The organism is Moorena sp. SIOASIH (assembly GCF_010671925.1).
In the GTDB taxonomy this organism is placed as follows: domain Bacteria; phylum Cyanobacteriota; class Cyanobacteriia; order Cyanobacteriales; family Coleofasciculaceae; genus Moorena.
Window position 1 is genome coordinate 822626 of sequence record NZ_JAAHIH010000006.1, and the last position, 19580, is coordinate 842205.

16 protein-coding genes are annotated in these 19580 nt (G+C 40.6%); all 16 read left to right on the top strand.

Features of this window, described 5'->3' with window-relative positions; all coding sequences use genetic code 11:
• Positions 1–9 precede the first annotated feature (9 nt).
• The 16 genes from F6J90_RS35760 to F6J90_RS35835 all read left to right on the top strand — a co-directional run bounded on the left by F6J90_RS35760 (position 10) and on the right by F6J90_RS35835 (position 19442).
• Positions 10–366, top strand: a complete 357-nt coding sequence (locus tag F6J90_RS35760; protein WP_293105048.1) for a hypothetical protein — start codon at positions 10–12, stop codon at positions 364–366.
• Entirely contained in the window at positions 366–1766 is a 1401-nt protein-coding gene (locus F6J90_RS35765) for a hypothetical protein (RefSeq protein WP_293105051.1), read from the top strand. The genes F6J90_RS35760 and F6J90_RS35765 overlap by 1 nt, the downstream gene beginning before the upstream one ends.
• A 311-nt stretch (positions 1767–2077) precedes the next feature.
• Positions 2078–2932, top strand: coding sequence for a DNA alkylation repair protein (locus F6J90_RS35770; RefSeq protein ID WP_293105054.1), 855 nt, complete (start codon positions 2078–2080; stop codon positions 2930–2932).
• Positions 2933–3067: 135 nt separating this feature from the next.
• Positions 3068–3349: a hypothetical protein gene (locus F6J90_RS35775; protein ID WP_293105057.1), complete on the top strand. Its 282-nt coding sequence runs from the start codon at positions 3068–3070 to the stop codon at positions 3347–3349.
• Between the two features lie 924 nt (positions 3350–4273).
• The gene (locus F6J90_RS35780; protein WP_293105060.1) at positions 4274–4798 is read left to right on the top strand and encodes a hypothetical protein; all 525 of its coding nucleotides are present in this window, start codon (positions 4274–4276) and stop codon (positions 4796–4798) included.
• A gap of 692 nt (positions 4799–5490) precedes the next feature.
• The gene (locus tag F6J90_RS35785) at positions 5491–7056 is read left to right on the top strand and encodes a class I adenylate-forming enzyme family protein (protein ID WP_293105063.1); all 1566 of its coding nucleotides are present in this window, start codon (positions 5491–5493) and stop codon (positions 7054–7056) included.
• 28 nt (positions 7057–7084) lie between these two features.
• On the top strand, positions 7085–8431 hold the full coding sequence (locus F6J90_RS35790) for a hypothetical protein (protein WP_293105065.1): 1347 nt from the start codon (positions 7085–7087) through the stop codon (positions 8429–8431).
• A gap of 70 nt (positions 8432–8501) precedes the next feature.
• Positions 8502–8756 (top strand): phosphopantetheine-binding protein, encoded by a 255-nt coding sequence (locus F6J90_RS35795; protein WP_293105068.1) that lies wholly within the window; start codon positions 8502–8504, stop codon positions 8754–8756.
• A gap of 2 nt (positions 8757–8758) precedes the next feature.
• Positions 8759–12781, top strand: coding sequence for an amino acid adenylation domain-containing protein (locus tag F6J90_RS35800; protein ID WP_293105071.1), 4023 nt, complete (start codon positions 8759–8761; stop codon positions 12779–12781).
• Positions 12782–12982: 201 nt separating this feature from the next.
• The gene (locus F6J90_RS35805) at positions 12983–13894 is read left to right on the top strand and encodes a diiron oxygenase (protein WP_293105073.1); all 912 of its coding nucleotides are present in this window, start codon (positions 12983–12985) and stop codon (positions 13892–13894) included.
• Positions 13895–13953: 59 nt separating this feature from the next.
• Positions 13954–16080: a calcium-binding protein gene (locus F6J90_RS35810; protein WP_293105076.1), complete on the top strand. Its 2127-nt coding sequence runs from the start codon at positions 13954–13956 to the stop codon at positions 16078–16080.
• 135 nt (positions 16081–16215) lie between these two features.
• On the top strand, positions 16216–16896 hold the full coding sequence (locus F6J90_RS35815; RefSeq protein WP_293105079.1) for a diiron oxygenase: 681 nt from the start codon (positions 16216–16218) through the stop codon (positions 16894–16896).
• Positions 16897–16914: 18 nt separating this feature from the next.
• Positions 16915–17127, top strand: a complete 213-nt coding sequence (locus F6J90_RS35820) for a hypothetical protein (protein ID WP_293105082.1) — start codon at positions 16915–16917, stop codon at positions 17125–17127.
• A gap of 138 nt (positions 17128–17265) precedes the next feature.
• Complete coding sequence (locus tag F6J90_RS35825) at positions 17266–17781, top strand: carboxymuconolactone decarboxylase family protein (protein WP_293105085.1); 516 nt, start codon at positions 17266–17268, stop codon at positions 17779–17781.
• On the top strand, positions 17763–18902 hold the full coding sequence (locus F6J90_RS35830) for a YbfB/YjiJ family MFS transporter (RefSeq protein WP_293105088.1): 1140 nt from the start codon (positions 17763–17765) through the stop codon (positions 18900–18902). Before F6J90_RS35825 ends, F6J90_RS35830 begins: the two co-directional genes overlap by 19 nt.
• Positions 18903–18932: 30 nt before the next feature.
• The gene (locus F6J90_RS35835; RefSeq protein WP_293105091.1) at positions 18933–19442 is read left to right on the top strand and encodes a nuclear transport factor 2 family protein; all 510 of its coding nucleotides are present in this window, start codon (positions 18933–18935) and stop codon (positions 19440–19442) included.
• Positions 19443–19580 lie beyond the last annotated feature (138 nt).

The following is a 19580-nucleotide window of genomic DNA, read 5'->3' on the forward strand; positions in this document are numbered from 1 at the left end:
GTTAAGACTATGAAAGCTGAAAATTATCTATTTTTATCTGCTTTTAAACAACTGCTGGACACTCAACCTGAGTTGTTTAAGGACTCAGAACGAACGGAACTAGAAGGATTAATTACCTCATTAGCAAGTGATACCGAACAGCTAGTCGATGACATCGCTCGGTGGTGTGCTTCTCACTCAGAGATTAATAATGCTTTGATGCCTCTAATTGATGAAAAAGCAACTGTTGAAAAGGGAATTGGAGGCACTCTCCCCACTCCTGAAGCTAAAGCTGAGTATAAAAAGAATTCCTCGGAAGAACTACTAAATGCCCTGCGTAAGAGTTCTCCCCCAGAAACCCAAAAACCCAACACTCCCAAAGGCTGATGACTGACACCGCCTTGCCCATCAAAAACCCCAGCGTCACCCTTTATGCCTTCCATCTCTGCCAAGACTTAAGCCAAGAACCGGAACAGTTGCGACAGGATGCCAATCAGTTGTGGCAAAACTGTGCTAAACTCAGCGGACCCCTAGCTATCCCAGACCTGAAATCAATACCTGAAAAATTACAATCCCTTCCAACCCAAACACCGATCACAAGCCATTACGTAGAATTACTCCAAGCTCCCTTAACATACACCGCACCACTGCAACTAGCAGGCTCTCCCCTAACCGTCCAGGTCTATCCCGTTAAAATTCATGATACTTATGCCCTTGACCTCACCCTGTCTTGCCAGAATACCGTTGCAGCTAGTCAATTTAGTCGGTTAAATCCCCAAGGGTGCCTCCTAGCCAACACTATTCAAGCTTCCTTGGGACAAACCTTAGTGCTCTATGGGGAACCAGTGGGCACTCCCGAGGAGGATAGAAAGTTAGCCAATGCCTGTGTGGATGCTTTTTTCCAGGGAACCGACCAAAAACCCCCGTTTATCGCATCTGGGCAGTTATTTGGTAGCCCAATTTTTGCCTATGACAACGGTAAGGAGAAACCAACGGAGCAATGTCACCTTCTGGTCTGGTTAAACCGTAATCGAGAAACCTTAAACCTGGTTGAAAAGACTTCCTTGTCATTTTTCAATCTGTTGTGCTGTCGCAGTAAAATCCTGTTTGCTTATGATCAAGCCCGTTGGTGTTATCGCCAAACTAGAGCACTCTATGGGCAACTGGAAGAAGAGGTTAAAGGCTTCAAGGAATTGGCAACGGATCCAGAAACACGGCTAGAGCAACTGAAGCAGAAACTGACGGAGATGCCACCCAAGACCTTTGACTATGCTGGTTATCTGCGAGACCTGGAGGATCATAAAACTGCGATCGCTACCAATGCCAAAAACTATCACTACTGGCTAGAAAAAATCGGCGAATCCAGTCTGCCAGGGGATAATATCGAGTTTTTGGAAAACTTCCTCAACCAAAGAACCAAGCTGTTTCAACGTCAGATTCAAGTCAACCTCAATTATCTTAAACCCGGTCAGCAACTATTTGACCAGATGCTTGGTAGTATCCGAGGCATTGTGGAGACTGAACAAGCACAACAAGAGAAACGATTAGAACGTTGGATTGCCTCCGTCGGTATTGGTTTAGCGGTCAGTGGTATTTCTTCCCAAACCGCTGGTAAACCGGTAGAGTCTATTATCACCCAACTATACTCGAAAGAATCCTTAAATTGCCCCACTGCTGGTGTTACACCTTGCTTGACTTACAGTGTGGTGTTTGTGCTATTTCATGTGGGAGTTGGTGCGTTCGCTGCGTTTATTTTGGATCGAATTATCAATCGGGGAGGAAAATGAGCTTGTAGGGTGGGCAAAAACAATTTGATTATTTTAGCAATTCTAGATCATCAAATTTTGCCCACCCTACTTTCTGGGTTAATTGTGTATCGCATTATTCATCGGCTATCAAAATGATAAGGTTGTAGGGTGGGCAAAAACTGTTGGCTTCTTTTCATAGTTCTAGATCATAACATTTTGCCCACCCTACGTTCTAGATACTTTTTTGGTGGGCAAAAACTGTTGACTTCTTTTCATAGTTCTAGATCATAACATTTTGCCCACCCTACTTTAATTGGTGGGCAAGATGTGAAAAAAAAGCAATTTTTTTTATGCACACAGTTGAACTTGAAAGGCTAAAAGCGAGAAAAGGAGCAAGGAAGCGTTCTGAAATTCCTAATGACGTCTTATCGGCACTCAATCAAGGAAAAATTGAAACCGTCAATCTCGTTGAATGGTTAGCCATTGATATGCCTTTTCTGCTTCGGAATAGTCTTACAGAAATAGGTTGGGAAGAAAAAATTGATAACTTGTATGATCAGAGCTTGAAACTTCAAGACCAAGGCATTACCAAGCGACTCAAAGGGATTGGAGAAATACTCTTTCACGCTCTAGAAGACGAAGAAAACCCAACAGAAATTTTTGAAACGTTGGCTAGTCATACTTCTGACATGGTTAGAGCTTGGGCTGCTTTTAGTATAGCCGCTGACCAGACTCTCTCCTTACCCGAGAGGTTAGAAATAATGGGTAGGTTTGCCGCTGATGGTAGTTTCTCTGTCAGAGAATGCGCTTGGGATGCCCTTAGAAGCTATCTTGTAGAAGATTTAGCTTATAGCTTCGATTTACTAACAGAGTGGGTCAAAGATGAAGACCCCAATATTCGACGCTGTGCGGTAGAAGCTACTCGTCCTCGTGGTGTTTGGTGTAAACATATTCCGACTTTGAAGAAAAACCCTGAGCCAGGTTTGACCATATTAGAATTCGTTCGTTCAGACCCCAGTAATTATGTGCAGCGTTCGGTTGCTAACTGGTTGAATGATGCCAGCAAATCTAATCCAGATTGGGTAATAAATACCTGTTTGCGGTGGCGAAAAGAATCTCCAACCAAGGAAACAAATTGGATTATTAAACACGCTCTTAGGACTCTCAAAAAGCAGAATACTTTATCCCAGGAACTTCTACTATAGCAATCCTAAATCAATTGAGAGAATGTTTGTTCCCTGTTCCCTACTCCCTGCTCCCTGTTCCCTGTTCCCTGTTCCCTGTTCCCTGTTCCCTTTGCTATAGCCATTAATTAGTTCCCAACTCTCACCATATCGTCAATGCTTTTACTCATTTTTTTGTTAAGCAATATTTCGCCAGCAGCATCCGGGACAGACTGTCCCAACACTGCCTACCGAGAAATTGCTATGGTTCACTTGCTCTACAACGTGCTTGGAGTAATTATCATCTATGGCATTCCGTTCCTCTGTCGCTTGCCAATTGTGAGTGCAGAAACCCTCGCTGCTGTGGCTAGTGAACGAAAAGCGATCGCATTTGCCTATATCCTTGGGGTGTTTTTCGTGATTCCTGGCATCCTGCTTGGGGTTACAGTGCTGTTGTAATAGTGAAATGTTGGTGAGGGGCTGGCCACATAGCTAAAGGCGATGCAGTCAGGTCTTGGCATAAATCCCCTCATGAATGGCGCTGCATAGCTACCAACCTTCTACCCGCACCTCTATTTTTCCCGACTCCCGACTCCCGACTCCCGACTCCCGACTCCCGACTCCCTATTCCCGAAGATATCGTTAACTTTTGTTAAGTTTCGCATAAGTTCCCGAATTCGGTCTGATAAGTCAATAGGGAAACGAGTTAATTCTCCCGACTCGACCTACCTAGTTTTTTTGAAAGGGTACTCACACCTTCATGACTTATGATGCTGTTTAACTCTGATCAGATTTTCGATTATTTAGTTGAGCATGGTCTCTACAGTCAGTCAGAGCGAGCTCTCACGAAGATTGAGCCGAAGGATTCAGCCTAGAGCTAAGGCGCTACTTGAAAAGCTACCCTTGCCAGCTATCAGCTGTTCATAAAGCCCTGATCACCAACAAGCTACTATAGATCAGTTCAAGCCAAGTTCCCATACTTTAAACATTGACAAGGGCTGACTATCTTGATTGATCAGCCGTTGTCTGACATGAGTTGATACCTGAGGGGCTGATCGCTGAATACTTACTTGTCTGTTGGTTTCTATCCAGGAGTTAAGGTAATGCAGATGAAATAGAAACTAAACTTACTGGCCAAAATGGTAGTTTGGTTAGTCCCTGGGATTTTACTCAACTTCCAGGAAGTTGATGACCTAGCAGACTACCGTGAGTTTATTTTCCAAAAGGATGTCGTCCTGTTTAGAAGCTGACATTTTATCACGTCAAAAGTCACCCATTAGACCTCCTCAAGAAATACATCTACATTAAACACGCTCTGAGAGCTACCCCCATTTTCCAAATTGTGCGTGCAAAAGTTCCTTGATAATCATTGACTGCGTAGTAATGTCATACAAAACAAATTTTCAGACAGGGATTCCCAACTATATTAATCAGATCAAAGGAATCAGGATAGCTCAAGCCAGTCCTAGTTCTCAGAAGGATCTCCAGAACTGGAAGTATTCTGCCAGTAACACTAGGAAGCATCAACCTGATCAGGTGGCTACCAAGATTCTGAAAACCCGTGTTCTTCAGGGAGAAGGCATGCACCCAAGGAGATTTTGTCGCCGCTGGTTCGGACTAGAAGCCGTCAATCAATACGGACAGCCTTGCTACACAGAGTCATATATCTTAATTCTCGAGTCTGAGCATGGTTATCGGGAGAAGTGCATCAACTTGATTGCCAGAGTATTGAAGATTAAACCCAATACTATTCACCGCTGGGGAAAAGGAGTCGAGTTTGACAAAATCTCTCCAGATAAGCGACAGCAGTACGAAATGTATCTTGGCTATGTTGACACCCTCAGGGTGCTTGCTACAAGCTTGGCTGGACTCGATGAAGGGTTATTGCTGGGACTTTTGGAACGGTAATAATAGAGTAGGACTGGATATCCAAACAGTGTTGAGTCTATTATGACCGGAATAGCTCATCATAATTATTACTTTAGGTCGATTTTTAAAAGACTGTATGCAATACAGAAAAGCCTTGATTTATCTAACAGCCTGCTTTTACAATTCCAAGTAGTTCAGCAAGCAGAAATAGTTAGATATGGTAAGCCCATTAAAGCTCTTTAGCTGAAGGTTTTTAAGCGTTTATGAAGCACTTACCTTGGTTATTTTACCCGCCAGCCTGGCTGATCGCCGCCAAAATTTCGGCATTGTCGATTTTTAAAAAACTGTATCCAATACAGAAAAGCCTTGATTTATCTAACAGCCTGCTTTTACAATTCCAAGTAGTTCAGCAAGCAGAAATAGTTAGATATGGTAAGCCCATTAAAGCTCTTTAGCTGAAGGTTTTTAAGCGTTTATGAAGCACTTACCTTGGTTATTTTACCCGCCAGCCTGGCCTATCGCCGCCAAAATTTCGGCATTGCTTAATCAAGGAATGAATATAAGTGGGGTGGCCATCCTGCCCGCCCGAAAATATCAGGAACAGGCAAGATGCCCATTCCACAAAACTATTATTAAGCAACGCCAGTATTAGCCTTTATTTCAGTTTTATTTATGTAGTTCGTCGAACTCACGTTAATATTACTTTTACCCTGACTATATCCTGAAGAACCATGATGATTTATGGTCTGAATGTTATGAAGAAAAGAATACTTACGTCAGTACTCTGGCAAGCTGCGAAACGTTGGCCTGAACGAGTATATTTAGACGGAGATAACTCGTATACCTATGCAGAAGCGGCCAGTTTCGTCTATCGACTAGCAGAAAGCCTCAAATCGTTTGGTGTCAAACGCTGGGATCGAGTTCTAATATTTGCAAAAAACAGACCTGAGATATTGCTCATCTTGTTTGCCGCTAATGTAGTTGGTGCTTCTGTAACTATTTTACATGAAGGCAGTACTGAGAAAACATTGAGAAAGATTTGTAGTAATCTGGAACCAAAAGCGGTGTTTTTAGATGACACAACCAGATCACGGTGTAATTTCTGTGAAAATTACTTTAATATTGACAGGGAAATCATCAGTGACTCTAACTCCAAATCCTTCAAAGATTGTCTACCAAAGCTTAATGATATTGCCTCCAGGTCAGGAGCTATTGATACTGATCCAGCATTAATCATTTATACATCGGGGTCAACCGGTAATCCAAAAGGAGTAGTGATGACCCAGGATAATGTGCTTTTTGTAGTAGAAAAAATTCAATCCCGATTGTCTTATTCTTCGGAAGATACTATTGGTTTATTTCTGCCGTTATCCTTCGATTACGGTCTTTATCAAGGTTTTATTGCTGCACAAGTTGGTGCTCGTCTTGTAGTCAGTAGCTCTGAGTTTGCAGGTCCTTTGTTGCTTAAGAATTTACGTCAAAAAAATATCAATGTCCTTCCAGGAGTTCCCAATCTTTTTGAATCTTTGTTGAAAATATTAGAGCGGAGGAAAGAAAAATTACCTGAAATTCGCGTCGCCACTAACACAGGAGCTCATCTATCTGAACAAAACATTCTGCGCTTACAAAACGCTCTACCGAATGTATTGCTATATCCAATGTACGGACTTACAGAATGTAAGCGTATCTCAATTTTGACTCCCGAAGAAATTAAAAAACATCCAGGATCTGTTGGGCGAGCATTAGACAACACTGATGCTTTTGTTGTTGATAATTCAGGAAATATACTACCACCTGGCAAAGTTGGTGAGTTGGTGGTGTGTGGACGTCACGTTGGACTAGGATACTGGAAATCACCTATTGAAACCCAGACTCGATACCGAACCCATCCTCTAGAAATAGGGCGAGTTCTTTATACAGGCGATGATTTCAAAATAGATGAAGAGGGATACCTATATTTTGTTGGTCGACGTGACGAACAGATTAAAAGAAATGGATTCCGCATACACCCTCTAGAAATCGAAACAGCAGCTGTAGAACTCGAGGAAATTAACAACGCTTCAGTAGTGCAGGTTGGCGATCATCTCGCCCTGTTTGTTGTTACAAACAAACCCAATCTTACCGAAAATACAATTTTGTCAAAACTCAGTGATTTACTGGAGCCATACAAAGTTCCTGACTCTGTGAAATTCTTGAAAGAATTCCCAAGTACATCTAACAACAAGGTTGACCGTCGAGCATTAGCCGAACTTTTGTCAGAAAATATGTCAACTCCATCAAATTACAGCAAGGTTTGATTCCAATCATTAATGACGAACAAAAGACATGGTAAAAAATAATTCAATGGATATGATGTTCCATAATAATAGAGAACCATTAACTCTACAGCAGGCTTTCAATAATTGGCATTCACTTGTTGCTCGTTTTGGTTCACCTATATATGTTTACGATCTCGATATTGTTGAGGAGCGTGTTACAGAGTTAAAACAAGCTTTACCAGCTCAAGCCAAACTCTTTTATTCGCTCAAAGCTAATCCTTTGCCAGCCATAGTTAAAGCAGTTACCAGTGTAGGGTGCTCTCTTGAGGTCTGCTCAGAAAATGAACTTAGAGTTGCCTGTAACTCAGATATTCCAGTAGAGCAAATACTCTACAGTGGACCAGGAAAAACTGATAGAGAAATTCGGGAGTCGATTGAACTCGGGGTTATCAATTTTTCCGTAGAATCGTGGATAGATCTTGCTCGCCTTGAAAACGCTGCTCAAAAAGCCAAGAAAAAAATACGTTTGTTGCTAAGGGTAAATCCTTTGGAGCCACTACAAGGTGGACTGGCAATGAGTGGTGCACCTACACAGTTTGGGTTTGAAGAAAGTGTTCTTCTCAAGGGAGCTGAACGGCTCAATCAGCTGAGTTCTTATGTCGAACTTTTAGGATACCACATCTACTATGGAACTCAGCTCGGAAGTGAAGATAACCTTATAGAAGCATTTAGTGCAGCTATTAACTGTATTGAGAGACTCACGCTCCAACTTGGATTTAAGCCTCAAGTTATTGACTTAGGTGGCGGTTTTCCCTGGTCTTTTGCCAATGAAAACTCAAAGGTTAAAATGAATAATTTGCGCCCTCGCTTAGAGCAATTATTAGCTCAACGAAAGCACAGTGCAGATGCTGAAGTTTGGTTTGAATCAGGGCGATATATTTCGGCTTCGAGTGGTACTATTATTGCTACAGTTATCGACATTAAAGAAGGAAAAAATGACTCTCAATTTGTAGTTTTAGATACCGGAATTAATCATTTAGGAGGCATGTCAGGGCTAGGGCGAATTCCACGGGGATATGTTTTTATGCACAATTTATCGGCTAGGGAAGATTCCCCCGAGGTTAATTATTTCAAACATAAGCGGACTTTAGTAGTCGGACCACTTTGTAGCCCTTTAGACTGTCTAGCTCGGAATACTACTCTTCTTAATTCGCTTAGAGTTGGGGATATCATTGCTATTCCTAATGTTGGCGCTTACGGGCTTACAGCTAGTCTAGTAGGATTCTTAAGTCGCCCAGCTCCACTTGAAATTGCCTTACGTGGGGGAAATCCAGTAGAACTTTATAGCTTAAGAACTGGACACGAATTTTTAAAGCTACAGGAAAGCAAATTATTGAAATTATTACCTATTTAGTGGACTAAATTAGTACACAAAAACCTGATATTACTGCTGTAAAAAATCACCAAACTTAATCAAAAAAAAAATGGGCACTATAATTGAAAGAATAAAGACTTGCATGGTTGAGCATTTGAAATTGGTTAAATCAGTTGATGAAATAAAAGATGATACTGAATTAACTAGCTTAGGTTTAGATTCAATGGGTGCAACCAATCTGATGATTGATCTTGAAGATGAATTTGATATTACTTTTCCAGATGCCTTATTAACTCCAGAAACATTCAAGACAACTCTAACGCTGGATTCTGCTATTCAAACTCTTCTTAATTCACAAGCTTAATTATGACAAGCACAATTATCAAACCAACTAACAAAACATCTGAATCAATACCCAATAATTTTTCAGAAATTGCACATTTATCTCCACTACAGCGAGCTTATTTTATTGGACAAAATCCCGATTTTGATATTCATGTCCATCCTCATCTTTATCTAGAGTTTGAGCTGGAAAATTTAGACGCTCAAGCACTAAAACACGCTTTGAATAATTTACTGGCCAGGCATTGTATGCTACGTGCTAGTGTGTCGCCGACTGGCCAAATTTCGGTAGTAGAAACAATCCCTGACTCCGAAATTCCAGAACAGGATCTACGTCATCTGAATAAAGAAGAAACGGCTTCACACCTTGAACAGATTAGAGAACGCCTCTATCGCGCTGATCTTAAGACTGACTCACCGCCTAACATTAACATCGAAATCACTCGACTCAGTGAGAGGGCACTAGTTCACATCAATCTAGATTTGCTATTTTTAGATGGCACCAGCGTCCGTACTGTGTTACACGAACTTTCGCAGATATATGCTAATCCTGAGCAAATTTTGCCTCAGAAGACTTTTGACCTTTATCACTATGAGGTTTACAGGCAGCAAAAACAGACATCAGATCGCTATCAGCGAACTAAAGAATATTGGTTTAAACGACTCCAAACTTTGTCAAGGGGACCAATTTTGCCTGTGAAATCCAGTCCACCTGAGCCTCGTCGTTCACAGCTAGTCAGACGGAAACACGTACTTTCCGCAAGTCAATGGAAAATCATAACTAAACGGGCAAAAAAACAAGAAATCAATCCTACGACATTACTACTGACAGCGTTTAGCCTTATAGTAGCCTATTGGTCAAAATATCAACGCTTTTCCTTAACCATGATGGTTCAGAACCGAGAGCGCGAATTTGGCGATCTTTCTGGTGTTGTTGGAAATTTTGCAAGTACAGTACTGGTTGAAATTGACTGTAGCAAACCTCAACCATTTGAACAACAGGCATTAGATGTACATCATCAGGTATTCCGTGATGTCGCCCGTTCCATGGTATGTGGTCTAGATGTTTTACAAGAACGGAATCGCCAGGATGGCTCATCTTTTTACGCTGCCAGCCCAGTTGCTTTTGTGAGCATGTTAAACGATTCCGATGAGAAAGTTTTACCAGGAATTTTTCAGCTTGAAGGCGAGAAGGTTGTTTTTTGCGGGCTCGAAACTCCTCAAGTCCTACTGGATCATCAAGCAATTAGTAGACCTGACGGTGGTGTTTCCTTGATCTGGGATGCTATGGATTCAGTTTTCGAGGACGGAGTTGTGGAGGATATGTTCAATGCCTACGTTTCTTTGATATCAAGTTTAATTAAAGACGAAAGGGCTTGGAAGCAGTCTAACTTCGATTTTCGGTCTGAGAAACAGCAAATATGCCATCAAGAATATAATGCAGTTCAAGCACCTCTTTTAAAGCAATGTTTACATGAGTATCTTTATCAGCAAGTAGAACAGCTATCAGATCGTCCTCTAATCATAGATCCACGTCGGACATTCAGTTATAAGGAAGCAGCTACTCTTTCTAACAGAATCGCCTGGACTTTGCGTAAAAAATACAAGGTGAAGCCCAATGAATTAATTGCCGTCTATGTATCAAAAGGTTGGGAACAAGTGATTGCAGCTCAAGCAATTATTGCTGCTGGTGCTGCTTATGTGCCCATTGACCCTAACTTTCCAGAAAATCGAAAACTTAACATCTTTGAACGATGTAGTTGCCAATTGGTCTTAACCAGTTCCTCTTATATCAATGACAGTTGTTTGAGCGGCATTGAAAAAATCGCCATCGATCGTACCACTGACCTAGTAGCAGAATGTAGTAATTTACCTCGCGCTCAGTCTCCTGAAGATTTAGCCTATGTAATTTTCACATCTGGTTCAACAGGTCAACCCAAAGGGGTTAAGCTAGACAACCTCGGTCCAATTAACACCATTGAGGATATTAATCGCCGCTTTCAGATTGATTCAGAAGATGTAATTTTAGGTATCTCAGAGCTGAGCTTTGATTTATCAGTCTATGATATATTTGGCTGCATTGCAGCTGGGGCTACACTTGTGTTACCACCTCCTGGTGCGAATCGAGAACCTGCTATCTGCGCGCAATTATGCGAAAAACACAAGGTTACTATTTGGAACTCGGTTCCGGCTTTAGCTCAGCTTATGGCAGAGTATTTAGAAACAAATTCCTCTACTCTAAACCTACCGATTCGTCTGTTTATGATGAGTGGAGATTGGATTCCTATTCAGTTACCTGAAAGGCTCAAGGGACTATTTTCAGCACAGATAGTTAGCCTTGGAGGAGCTACAGAGGGGTCAATTTGGTCGATTTACTACAATATTGAACAAATTGACCCAGACTGGAAAAGTATACCCTATGGCTATCCCCTCACTAACCAGGAATTTTATGTTTTTGATGGAAAAATGCAACCACGCCCAGACAATGTTCCTGGGGAACTTTATATCGGTGGTGTTGGTGTAGCACAAGGATACTGGAAAGATCCGGAAAAAACAGCCCACTCTTTCGTTAAAGATCCTATTTCAAAAGAGCGAATTTACCGAACCGGTGACTGGGGAGTACGACGCCCAAGTGGTTATATTGAATTTTTGGGAAGAGAAGACGGTCAAGTCAAGCTCCGAGGTTATCGCATTGAGTTAGGAGAAATCGAAAGTGTTTTACAAAAGCATCCAAGTGTAGTTAATGCTGCTGTAAAAGTGATTGGAGATCGACCACAAGACTCTTACTTAGCAGCTTATATCATTGCTCAAGATAAGAATCAACACGAATGGCAAAAGCTACAAACATACACCGCTAACTTTTTGCCTGAGTATATGGTTCCCACAAGATTTGTATTTCTGGAACAATTTCCCCTGGGGGCAACAGGAAAAGTTAATCGTAAAGCCCTGCCGGTACCCAGTGTTTTTAAACAACCAGAAACTAGTGAACCACCTTGCACTAAGACAGAACAGCAATTGGCAAGCCTATGGTCTGAGATCCTTGATATAGAGACCCCCACGCGGGAGAATAATTTCTTTGATCTAGGTGGAAACTCTTTTGGAGCTGTACGCCTAACCGCTGCTATCAGTGATATTTTCGGAGTCGAACTTCCCGTGACTACACTTTTACAACATCCAACCTTGGAAAAACTTGCAGAATTAATTGATCTCAAAAATTATAGTAGTTCGGAGGACTCTTGGTCTCATGTAATTCCTATTGCCGGTCAAGAACCTAGTCCAAAAACCTTTTTCTTTCATCCATCTGGTGGAGGAATCTTATGTTATAGTATATTAGGACAGCTTTTGTCCAAACAATTACAGCTTTTTGGTATTCAGGCACAATCTGCAAATCCAGACAATTTAATCCATTCGATCCCTGAAATGGTTGATGTCTATCTACGAGAGATTATTGCTGTACAACCTGCAGGTCCTTATCGTTTAGGCGGATGGTCAATGGGCGGAGTTATTGCCTATTCTGTTGCTCAAAATCTAATTCTGCAGGGGTTTGAAGTAGAAAGTCTGATATTAATTGATAGTCCTGCGCCATTAAGCCGTAACACTTGTGGATTTGAACAACTTGTTAATTGGTTTATATCCGATCTGGCTGAATCAAGTCGGCCCTTAGATCTGAGTTGTCTGCAAGGTAGGAAATCACAAGATTTATTTCTTGAAGCATTGTGCGAAGCGCAACAGCAGGGTTTGATAAAATCTGGAAATATAGAGAATTTGCGCTCTCTTTTCAATGTTTTTAAAGCTAATATCAACGCTCTTCATCAATATCAGGCTTTGCCTATGACACAAAATATTCCTTGTCTCGTTGTCATGGCTACACAAAATATTCAAGAGCGTGTAGCTAGTGAGTCTCTGGAAATATGGCGTTCATTATTACCTAAAACAACTTCTTTTCATGAATTAGTAGGGAATCACTATTCCCTCTTAAAGCAACCCACAGTCAGTAAATTAGCGCGGTTAATACAAGAACACTTTGTTAATACAGGAACCCTGTAAGGATAATGCGCTAATGGAATTGAACATTTTCCTGACGTAGAAACCGATTAGGAATGCCAATTTTATTCTTGATTGACCTAGATTGCTATAAAAAAGCTAATCAAAAGCTAATCAAAATTGGCATTCTAGCATAGCAGGTACGGAAGAACCAAAAGTTGATCTTGCCAAAAAATCCAACAAAAAATACAAAAGGACAAACCTATGAATGAATTAGTGCTTACCAAAGATACAACTAAGTTTGTAAAAACTCTCAATAAGCTCATTAGCCAAACTAATGCTGATACTTATGATCCATTCAAGGAACTGGTTTGGCCTGAATATATAGAGGGTGGCAAATTATGGATGTCCCTTGACCTGATGTCGATCCACGGAACTCGCTTCGAGGATGAGCTTTCTCAGGAGCAGTTAATTGAGCTAAGCAAATGGGAATTTATCAATTTTTGCAGTTTGAATGTTACTGGTATCCGCGAGTTGTTAGTAGAAATGACAAGTAGACTACATACAGTAGGTTTTGAAATATTGTCAGAATACTTGCACTGTTTGATTGCAGAAGAAAATGAACATATGTGGTATTTTTCTAAGTTTTGTTTGCAATATGGCGGCAAGATTTATCCTGATCGAGCTTTAGCTATTGCCAGCTTACCAGAAGCGGATATAGCTAACTTCATGCTCTTTACTCGCATTCTAATTTTTGAAGAAATTGTTGATTTTTATAATCGCAAAATGGGTAAAGACCAAACCTTACCAAAATTCATTCAGGACATTAACTGGCTTCATCACTCCGACGAAGGCAGGCACATTACATACGGTCGTCAATATATTGAATTGGTCTTTCAGCAGTTAAAAGACAAATATCCAGAGCAGAGAATTTTAGAAGTTCAGAACGCTGTTAGTGGTTTTATGAAACTTGCTGTGCAAAAGCTCTATCGGCGGGAAATATACATCGATGCGAATCTTGAAAAACCAGGTCGTATGCGCAAAGAATTGCTGGCACATCCAGTCCGCCAGCAATTCAATGACGAGTTACTAAGTAGTACAACTAAGTTTTTCACCAGAATAGGTTTATTCTCAAATAAAAGTGTATTTTCTGAAGCAGAGCTAGTTGTAAATTAGCCTCTTAAAGTTCACAAGTTAAACACACTAAAAAATCCTTGGTCACAAGTTGAGGTATCATGATTTTAATCAATGAAGTTTTTAACGAAGAATTCTACTTGGAGATTAATCCTGAGGCTAGGGAATCGGTTGATCAGGGAGAATTTACCAGTGGACTTAAACACTTTCTTAATGAAGGAATTGATCAAGGTTTGCAATTCTCACCATTTATCGACTTAGATTACTATAAACGAGTTGCTAATCCGGATCTCTCCAACCTCACCAATCGTGAAGCCTTAGACCACTTGTTTGAAGTGGGCATAGAAGAAGGTCGTTTATTTTCACCGTTTGTTGACCTGGAATTTTACAAAGACGCTAATCCTGATCTTGCCGATCTTAGCAATTCTGAGGCTTTGCTCCATCTTCAAGACATAGGCTTGGAAGATGGACGTCAGTTTGCTTCGTTTGTTGACCTCGAAGAATATCGTTCTTTTAATCCGGAGCTTGCCACTCAAAGCTTGACCAATGCCTTCATTAATCTAGTTACAGAATTCGCACCTGAAGATGAAGGGCGAATTCAATTTCCATTGAATGCAGCTCGCACCTCCTTTACAGATGAGGTGGACATTGTCACACAGGAAATGCTTTCTGGTTCAGGTAATGCTGAAATAACATACTCCAAGTTAGCTAATACAGTGACTATGGATTTTGATTTTACAGGGCTTCCCTACAGGTTAGACATTACACGACCAGAGAACGTCTCAACACCTTATAATCAATTTCCTATATCTGTAGAAAACGGAAAGTGGCAAATTTTAGTCCTAACGAATCTAAACAATATCCAGACTACTTTTTGGTATGATGGTCAAGATGGTCAGCTCATTGGCAACGAATTTGACGTTTTTGATATTCCTCCAGATCATGATTCTCCCCTCGACATCAATAATGATGGAGTAGAGGACACGCCAGTCTTACTTCCTACATCAAAATTGGTTTTCACTCCCATATTTGAAGGTAATCCAGACGGTACAGCTAATGTTACCTTAGAGTTTGCTTACGATCAAATCCTTGATGAGCAAGGAAAAGGCGGAACATTTTTCACTTTCGTGCCCTACAATATCAACAAGCCGGATGAAATTGGAATCTATTATACACAAGGCGGTTTGCCAATATCAGAAGCACCAAGTTGGGATGATGTTTTAGAGACTATTCGTAATGGAGGACCTGGCTTTAGCATAGGTCTTGCCCTGGTTCCCGATCCCAAACCTGATTATCTCGCGTCCCGCAGTTCTCTCATGATTGGGTACACTGCTTTTTATCCTGATGTTATCCCAGAGGGAGTAATATTTGAACCTATCTTAAATTTATACAGGTCTACGGAAGTAAATGATTTAAGCACCAACATTAATGAGCCTTCACCAGCAAGACTAGCAGCTATCAAAGCAGAAACTGAAGCTGTTTTTGGGACTTTAAATGGTGATGTGTTTGACGCTGTAGATTCAAGAGACGAGTTTGATGGGAATCACGATCTTCTCTTCACAGGAGAAGGCGATGATTTAGTCGATGCTAGCCAAGCTAGTGCACCTATGTTTCCCAGTACTGTTGGCAATAATCGCATATTTGCAGGTTCTGGAAGAGACGAGCTATTTGCTGGAAGCAATGACCGTCTCTCTGGGGGTAGAGATAATGATATTCTAGATGCTTCATTAGGAGCAGGAAATAATCGGCTTTATGGAGGTGAGGGAGATGACTTACTTTTTGCAGGAATAGATGATCGCTTGTTTGGCGGGCATGGTAATGATCAACTCGATAGCAGCCTTGGTAGAGGCAACAACCGCCTTTATGGTCAAGAAGGCGATGACATTTTTATTGCCGGTAGTGATGATAAATTTTTTGGAGGCGATGGAGACGATACTTTTTTTGTCACCGACGGTAATAACAATATCTTCACTGGAGGTTCAGGAAATGATTCATTCTGGATAGTTACTACTGAATTTCTCACTTATCCAAACACTATTACCGATTTTGAAGTGGGTGTGGATGTTATTGGTATCGGTGGTATTGAAGCATATTCAATTGAGGACATAGTGCTAAGTCAAGTACATGATGATACTGTGATTTCTTTCTCTGACTTCGAGATAGCCATACTTCAAAACACAGAAGTTAGTGCCTTAAAAGCAGCAGAAAATGCTTTTATCTTTGCTTAAGCCAAGGTTTCAAATACGGCGGAGTTATTATGATTAGTTCTGTCGTTTTGGATAAGCTGTAAATAAAAATAATACTTTAAAGTTTTATATTACAACAAAATCAAACAGACAAAAAAAATACAGAAAGATAAACTCATGAACGAATTAGTGCTTACCAAAGATACAACTAAGTTTGTAAAAACTCTCAATAAGCTCATTAGCCAAACTAATGCTGATACTTATGATCCATTCAAGGAACTTGTTTGGCCTGAATATATAGAGGGTGGCAAATTATGGATGTCCCTTGACCTGATGTCGATCCACGGAACTCGCTTTGAGGATGAGCTTTCTCAGGAGCAGTTAATTGAGCTAAGCAAATGGGAATTTATCAATTTTTGCAGTTTGAATGTTACCGGTATCCGCGAGTTGTTAGTAGAAATGACAGGTAGACTACATACAGTAGGTTTTGAAATATTGTCAGAATACTTGCATTGTTTGATTGCAGAAGAAAATGAACATATGTGGTATTTTTCTAAGTTTTGTTTGCAATATGGCGGCAAGATTTATCCTGATCGAGCTTTAGCTATTGCCAGCTTACCAGAAGCGGATATAGCTAACTTCATGCTCTTTACTCGCATTCTAATTTTTGAAGAAATTGTTGATTTTTATAATCGCAAAATGGGTAAAGACCAAACCTTACCAAAATTCATTCAGGACATTAACTGGCTTCATCACTCCGACGAAGGCAGGCACATTACATACGGTCGTCAATATATTGAATTGGTCTTTCAGCAGTTAAAAGACAAATATCCAGAGCAGCGAATTTTAGAAGTTTAGAACGCTGTTAGTGGTTTTATGAAACTTGCTGTGCAAAAGCTCTATCGGCGGGAAATCTACATCGATGCGAATCTTGAAAAACCAGGTCGTATGCGCAAAGAATTGCTGGCACATCCAGTCCGCCAGCAATTCAATGACCAGTTACTAAGTAGTACAACTAAGTTTTTCACCAGAATAGGTTTATTCTCAAATAAAAGTGTATCTTCTGAAGCAGAGCTAGTTGTAAATTAGCCCTCTTAAAGTTCAAAGATTAAACATACTCAAATACACTCACAAATCATCTAACGGGACTTTGGTCTGAAAGTCTTGCCAGGAAAATAATTTTCCAAGTCCCACTAGGGTTACTGAATTAATTACAGGGAGGTAATAATGACTTTAGAAGCTGAGACCATATTGGAACAAATCAGACAGTCTATAGGTATAGTACCAAACGCACTTCAGGCTATGTCCGAAGAACCATCACTCTTAAAAGCCTATACAGAACTTGAAGCACTTTTAACGCATTGCAGTCTGAGCAATGTGGAACAAGAGCTTGTTATCTTAACTATCTCCGTGGCAAATGAATGTGAATACTGCGTTGCTGCTCATAGCGTAGCATCCAAAAAAATTAGTGCAGATCAGATTCATTTACTCCGTAATCATCAACCATTGAGTGACTCAAAATTGCAGGTCTTAAGAGAAACCACTGAAGGAATGGTTCATCAGCGCGGACACCTGTCGGAGCAGGAGATATCAAAGTTTATTGAAGCTGGATACACTCATTCGCAATTATTAGCTATTGTTCTAATTATTGCTTTTAAAATTTTAACTAACTACAGCAACCATATTAATCATCCAGATTTAGATAATGTGTTTATGGATCAAAAATGGCAAGTAACAGCATAACACTGTGGCAAGCTAGGATATTAGGTGGTGGAGCAATATTAGTTGGTGTTGGTATCTCCCGCATGGCTTTTACGCCCCTAGCAGCTTTGGCAGTTAGTCAAGGATTATGGCCAACTAATGCGCCCAGTAAAATTGGTGCGTTTTTACTGGTAGGTTATGCTGCTGGTGCCGTGGTAGCACCTTGGTTGCTTAGAAAGCTAGGAGCAAGCCAGTTACTACAATTAGGTCTGCTTTTTAGTACCACATGCTTAATTCTTGAATCGGTATATCAAAAAAATGTTGGAGTGTGGCTTTTAACTCGTAGCATTTTTGGTTTTTTCGGTGCTTGTTTAATGGTTTGCGGGCCTATTGTAGCATTGAGCGTTGGCACTTCAAGAGAACGACATAACACTCAAATTTGGACATTCAGTGGTATTGGTTTAGGAGCTTGTCTCTCTGCAAGCATGCTTGAGCTACGGGCAGAATTAATAAATTTGCTTGTGCCAATTATGCTATTTTGTCTCTTGCTTTTTTTAGTGAGTATACTATGGTTTAAAATGCGAACAAAGCTAGAGGCAAAGCATAATTTTTTAAGGTTTTCGCTTCCGTTACCTCTGATTGTCGCTTACGGTTTGTACGCAATTGCCTATATTCCCGCAACGGTCTACTTAAGTGATTACGTCAGCAACGAGCTTGGTTTACCCGTCGGGAATAAGTTGTGGCAATTGTTTGGGTTAGGGGCGATCCTCAGTCCGTGGTTGGCAACTACGTTATCCAAAAAAATCGGTTCGCCAATTACCTTAAATATCACTTATATCTTGCAAACCTTAGCCTTTTTAGTACTTGCCTTTAGTAAGCAAATTGAGTTATTAGCCATCGGCTCTACAATCACTGGTGCTTGTGTTCCTGCGGTAGTTCTCTTAACGGCAGCAGAACTTCGTCGAACTCTAAAGACCAATTATTTTCCGTCTGCCTGGTCATTTGCAACATTAGTTTTTGCTTGTGCACAATCTGCGGGTGCTATAATCTTTGCACTCTGTTTCCAATTAATTGAAACCTATCAACCGATTTTTTGGGCAGGGACTTTGCTGTTGATTCCTGCTTGCTACCTGGCTTTAAAGCATAGTAAAAGTGTATCATAAAGATGTATTAGTTTCGGAAAAGGAGTTTTGATGGAAAATATTACTATTACGCATTTAGAAGACACTATCTATGGGCGTAACTCTAGAGATTTACGACAAACAGCTCTGAAAAATAGTCGAGAAGGGGCATATGCAGCACTCGAAACATTTTATCACAGCTTTAATCAACGCTCCCTTCAAGTATTAGAAAGAGTATGGACACCAAACGATTTAATTCAGTTAAATAATCCATTAGGTGGTATTGAGCGTGGATATAAGCCTATAAAAGATTTATATCAACGCATTTTTGAAGGTTCAGCTAAGGTCTGGGTCGAATTTTACGATATTGTTGAATATTTCGACAACAATACGGCAATTTTTGCAGGTCGCGAACGTGGTGAATTTGAACTGGGTGATATCACAATACCACTTGATATTCGTACCACACGTATTTTCCATTATCTTGGTAGCGATTTAGGCTGGCGACAAACTCATCACCACGGTTCCATTGATGAGCCAAATTTACTTCAGCAATATCAAAACGCTGTCAAAGGAAATTAAGATTCCTGCTCAGGAAGGCAAGGCTGGTCACAGACCTTTGACACTCCCCTGTTCCCTTGCTGCATCGCTTTATATAGCGTTTTCTAGTCTAATGAGGTACACAAGTTTTTTCCCTCTTCCCTCTTCCCTCTTCCCTGC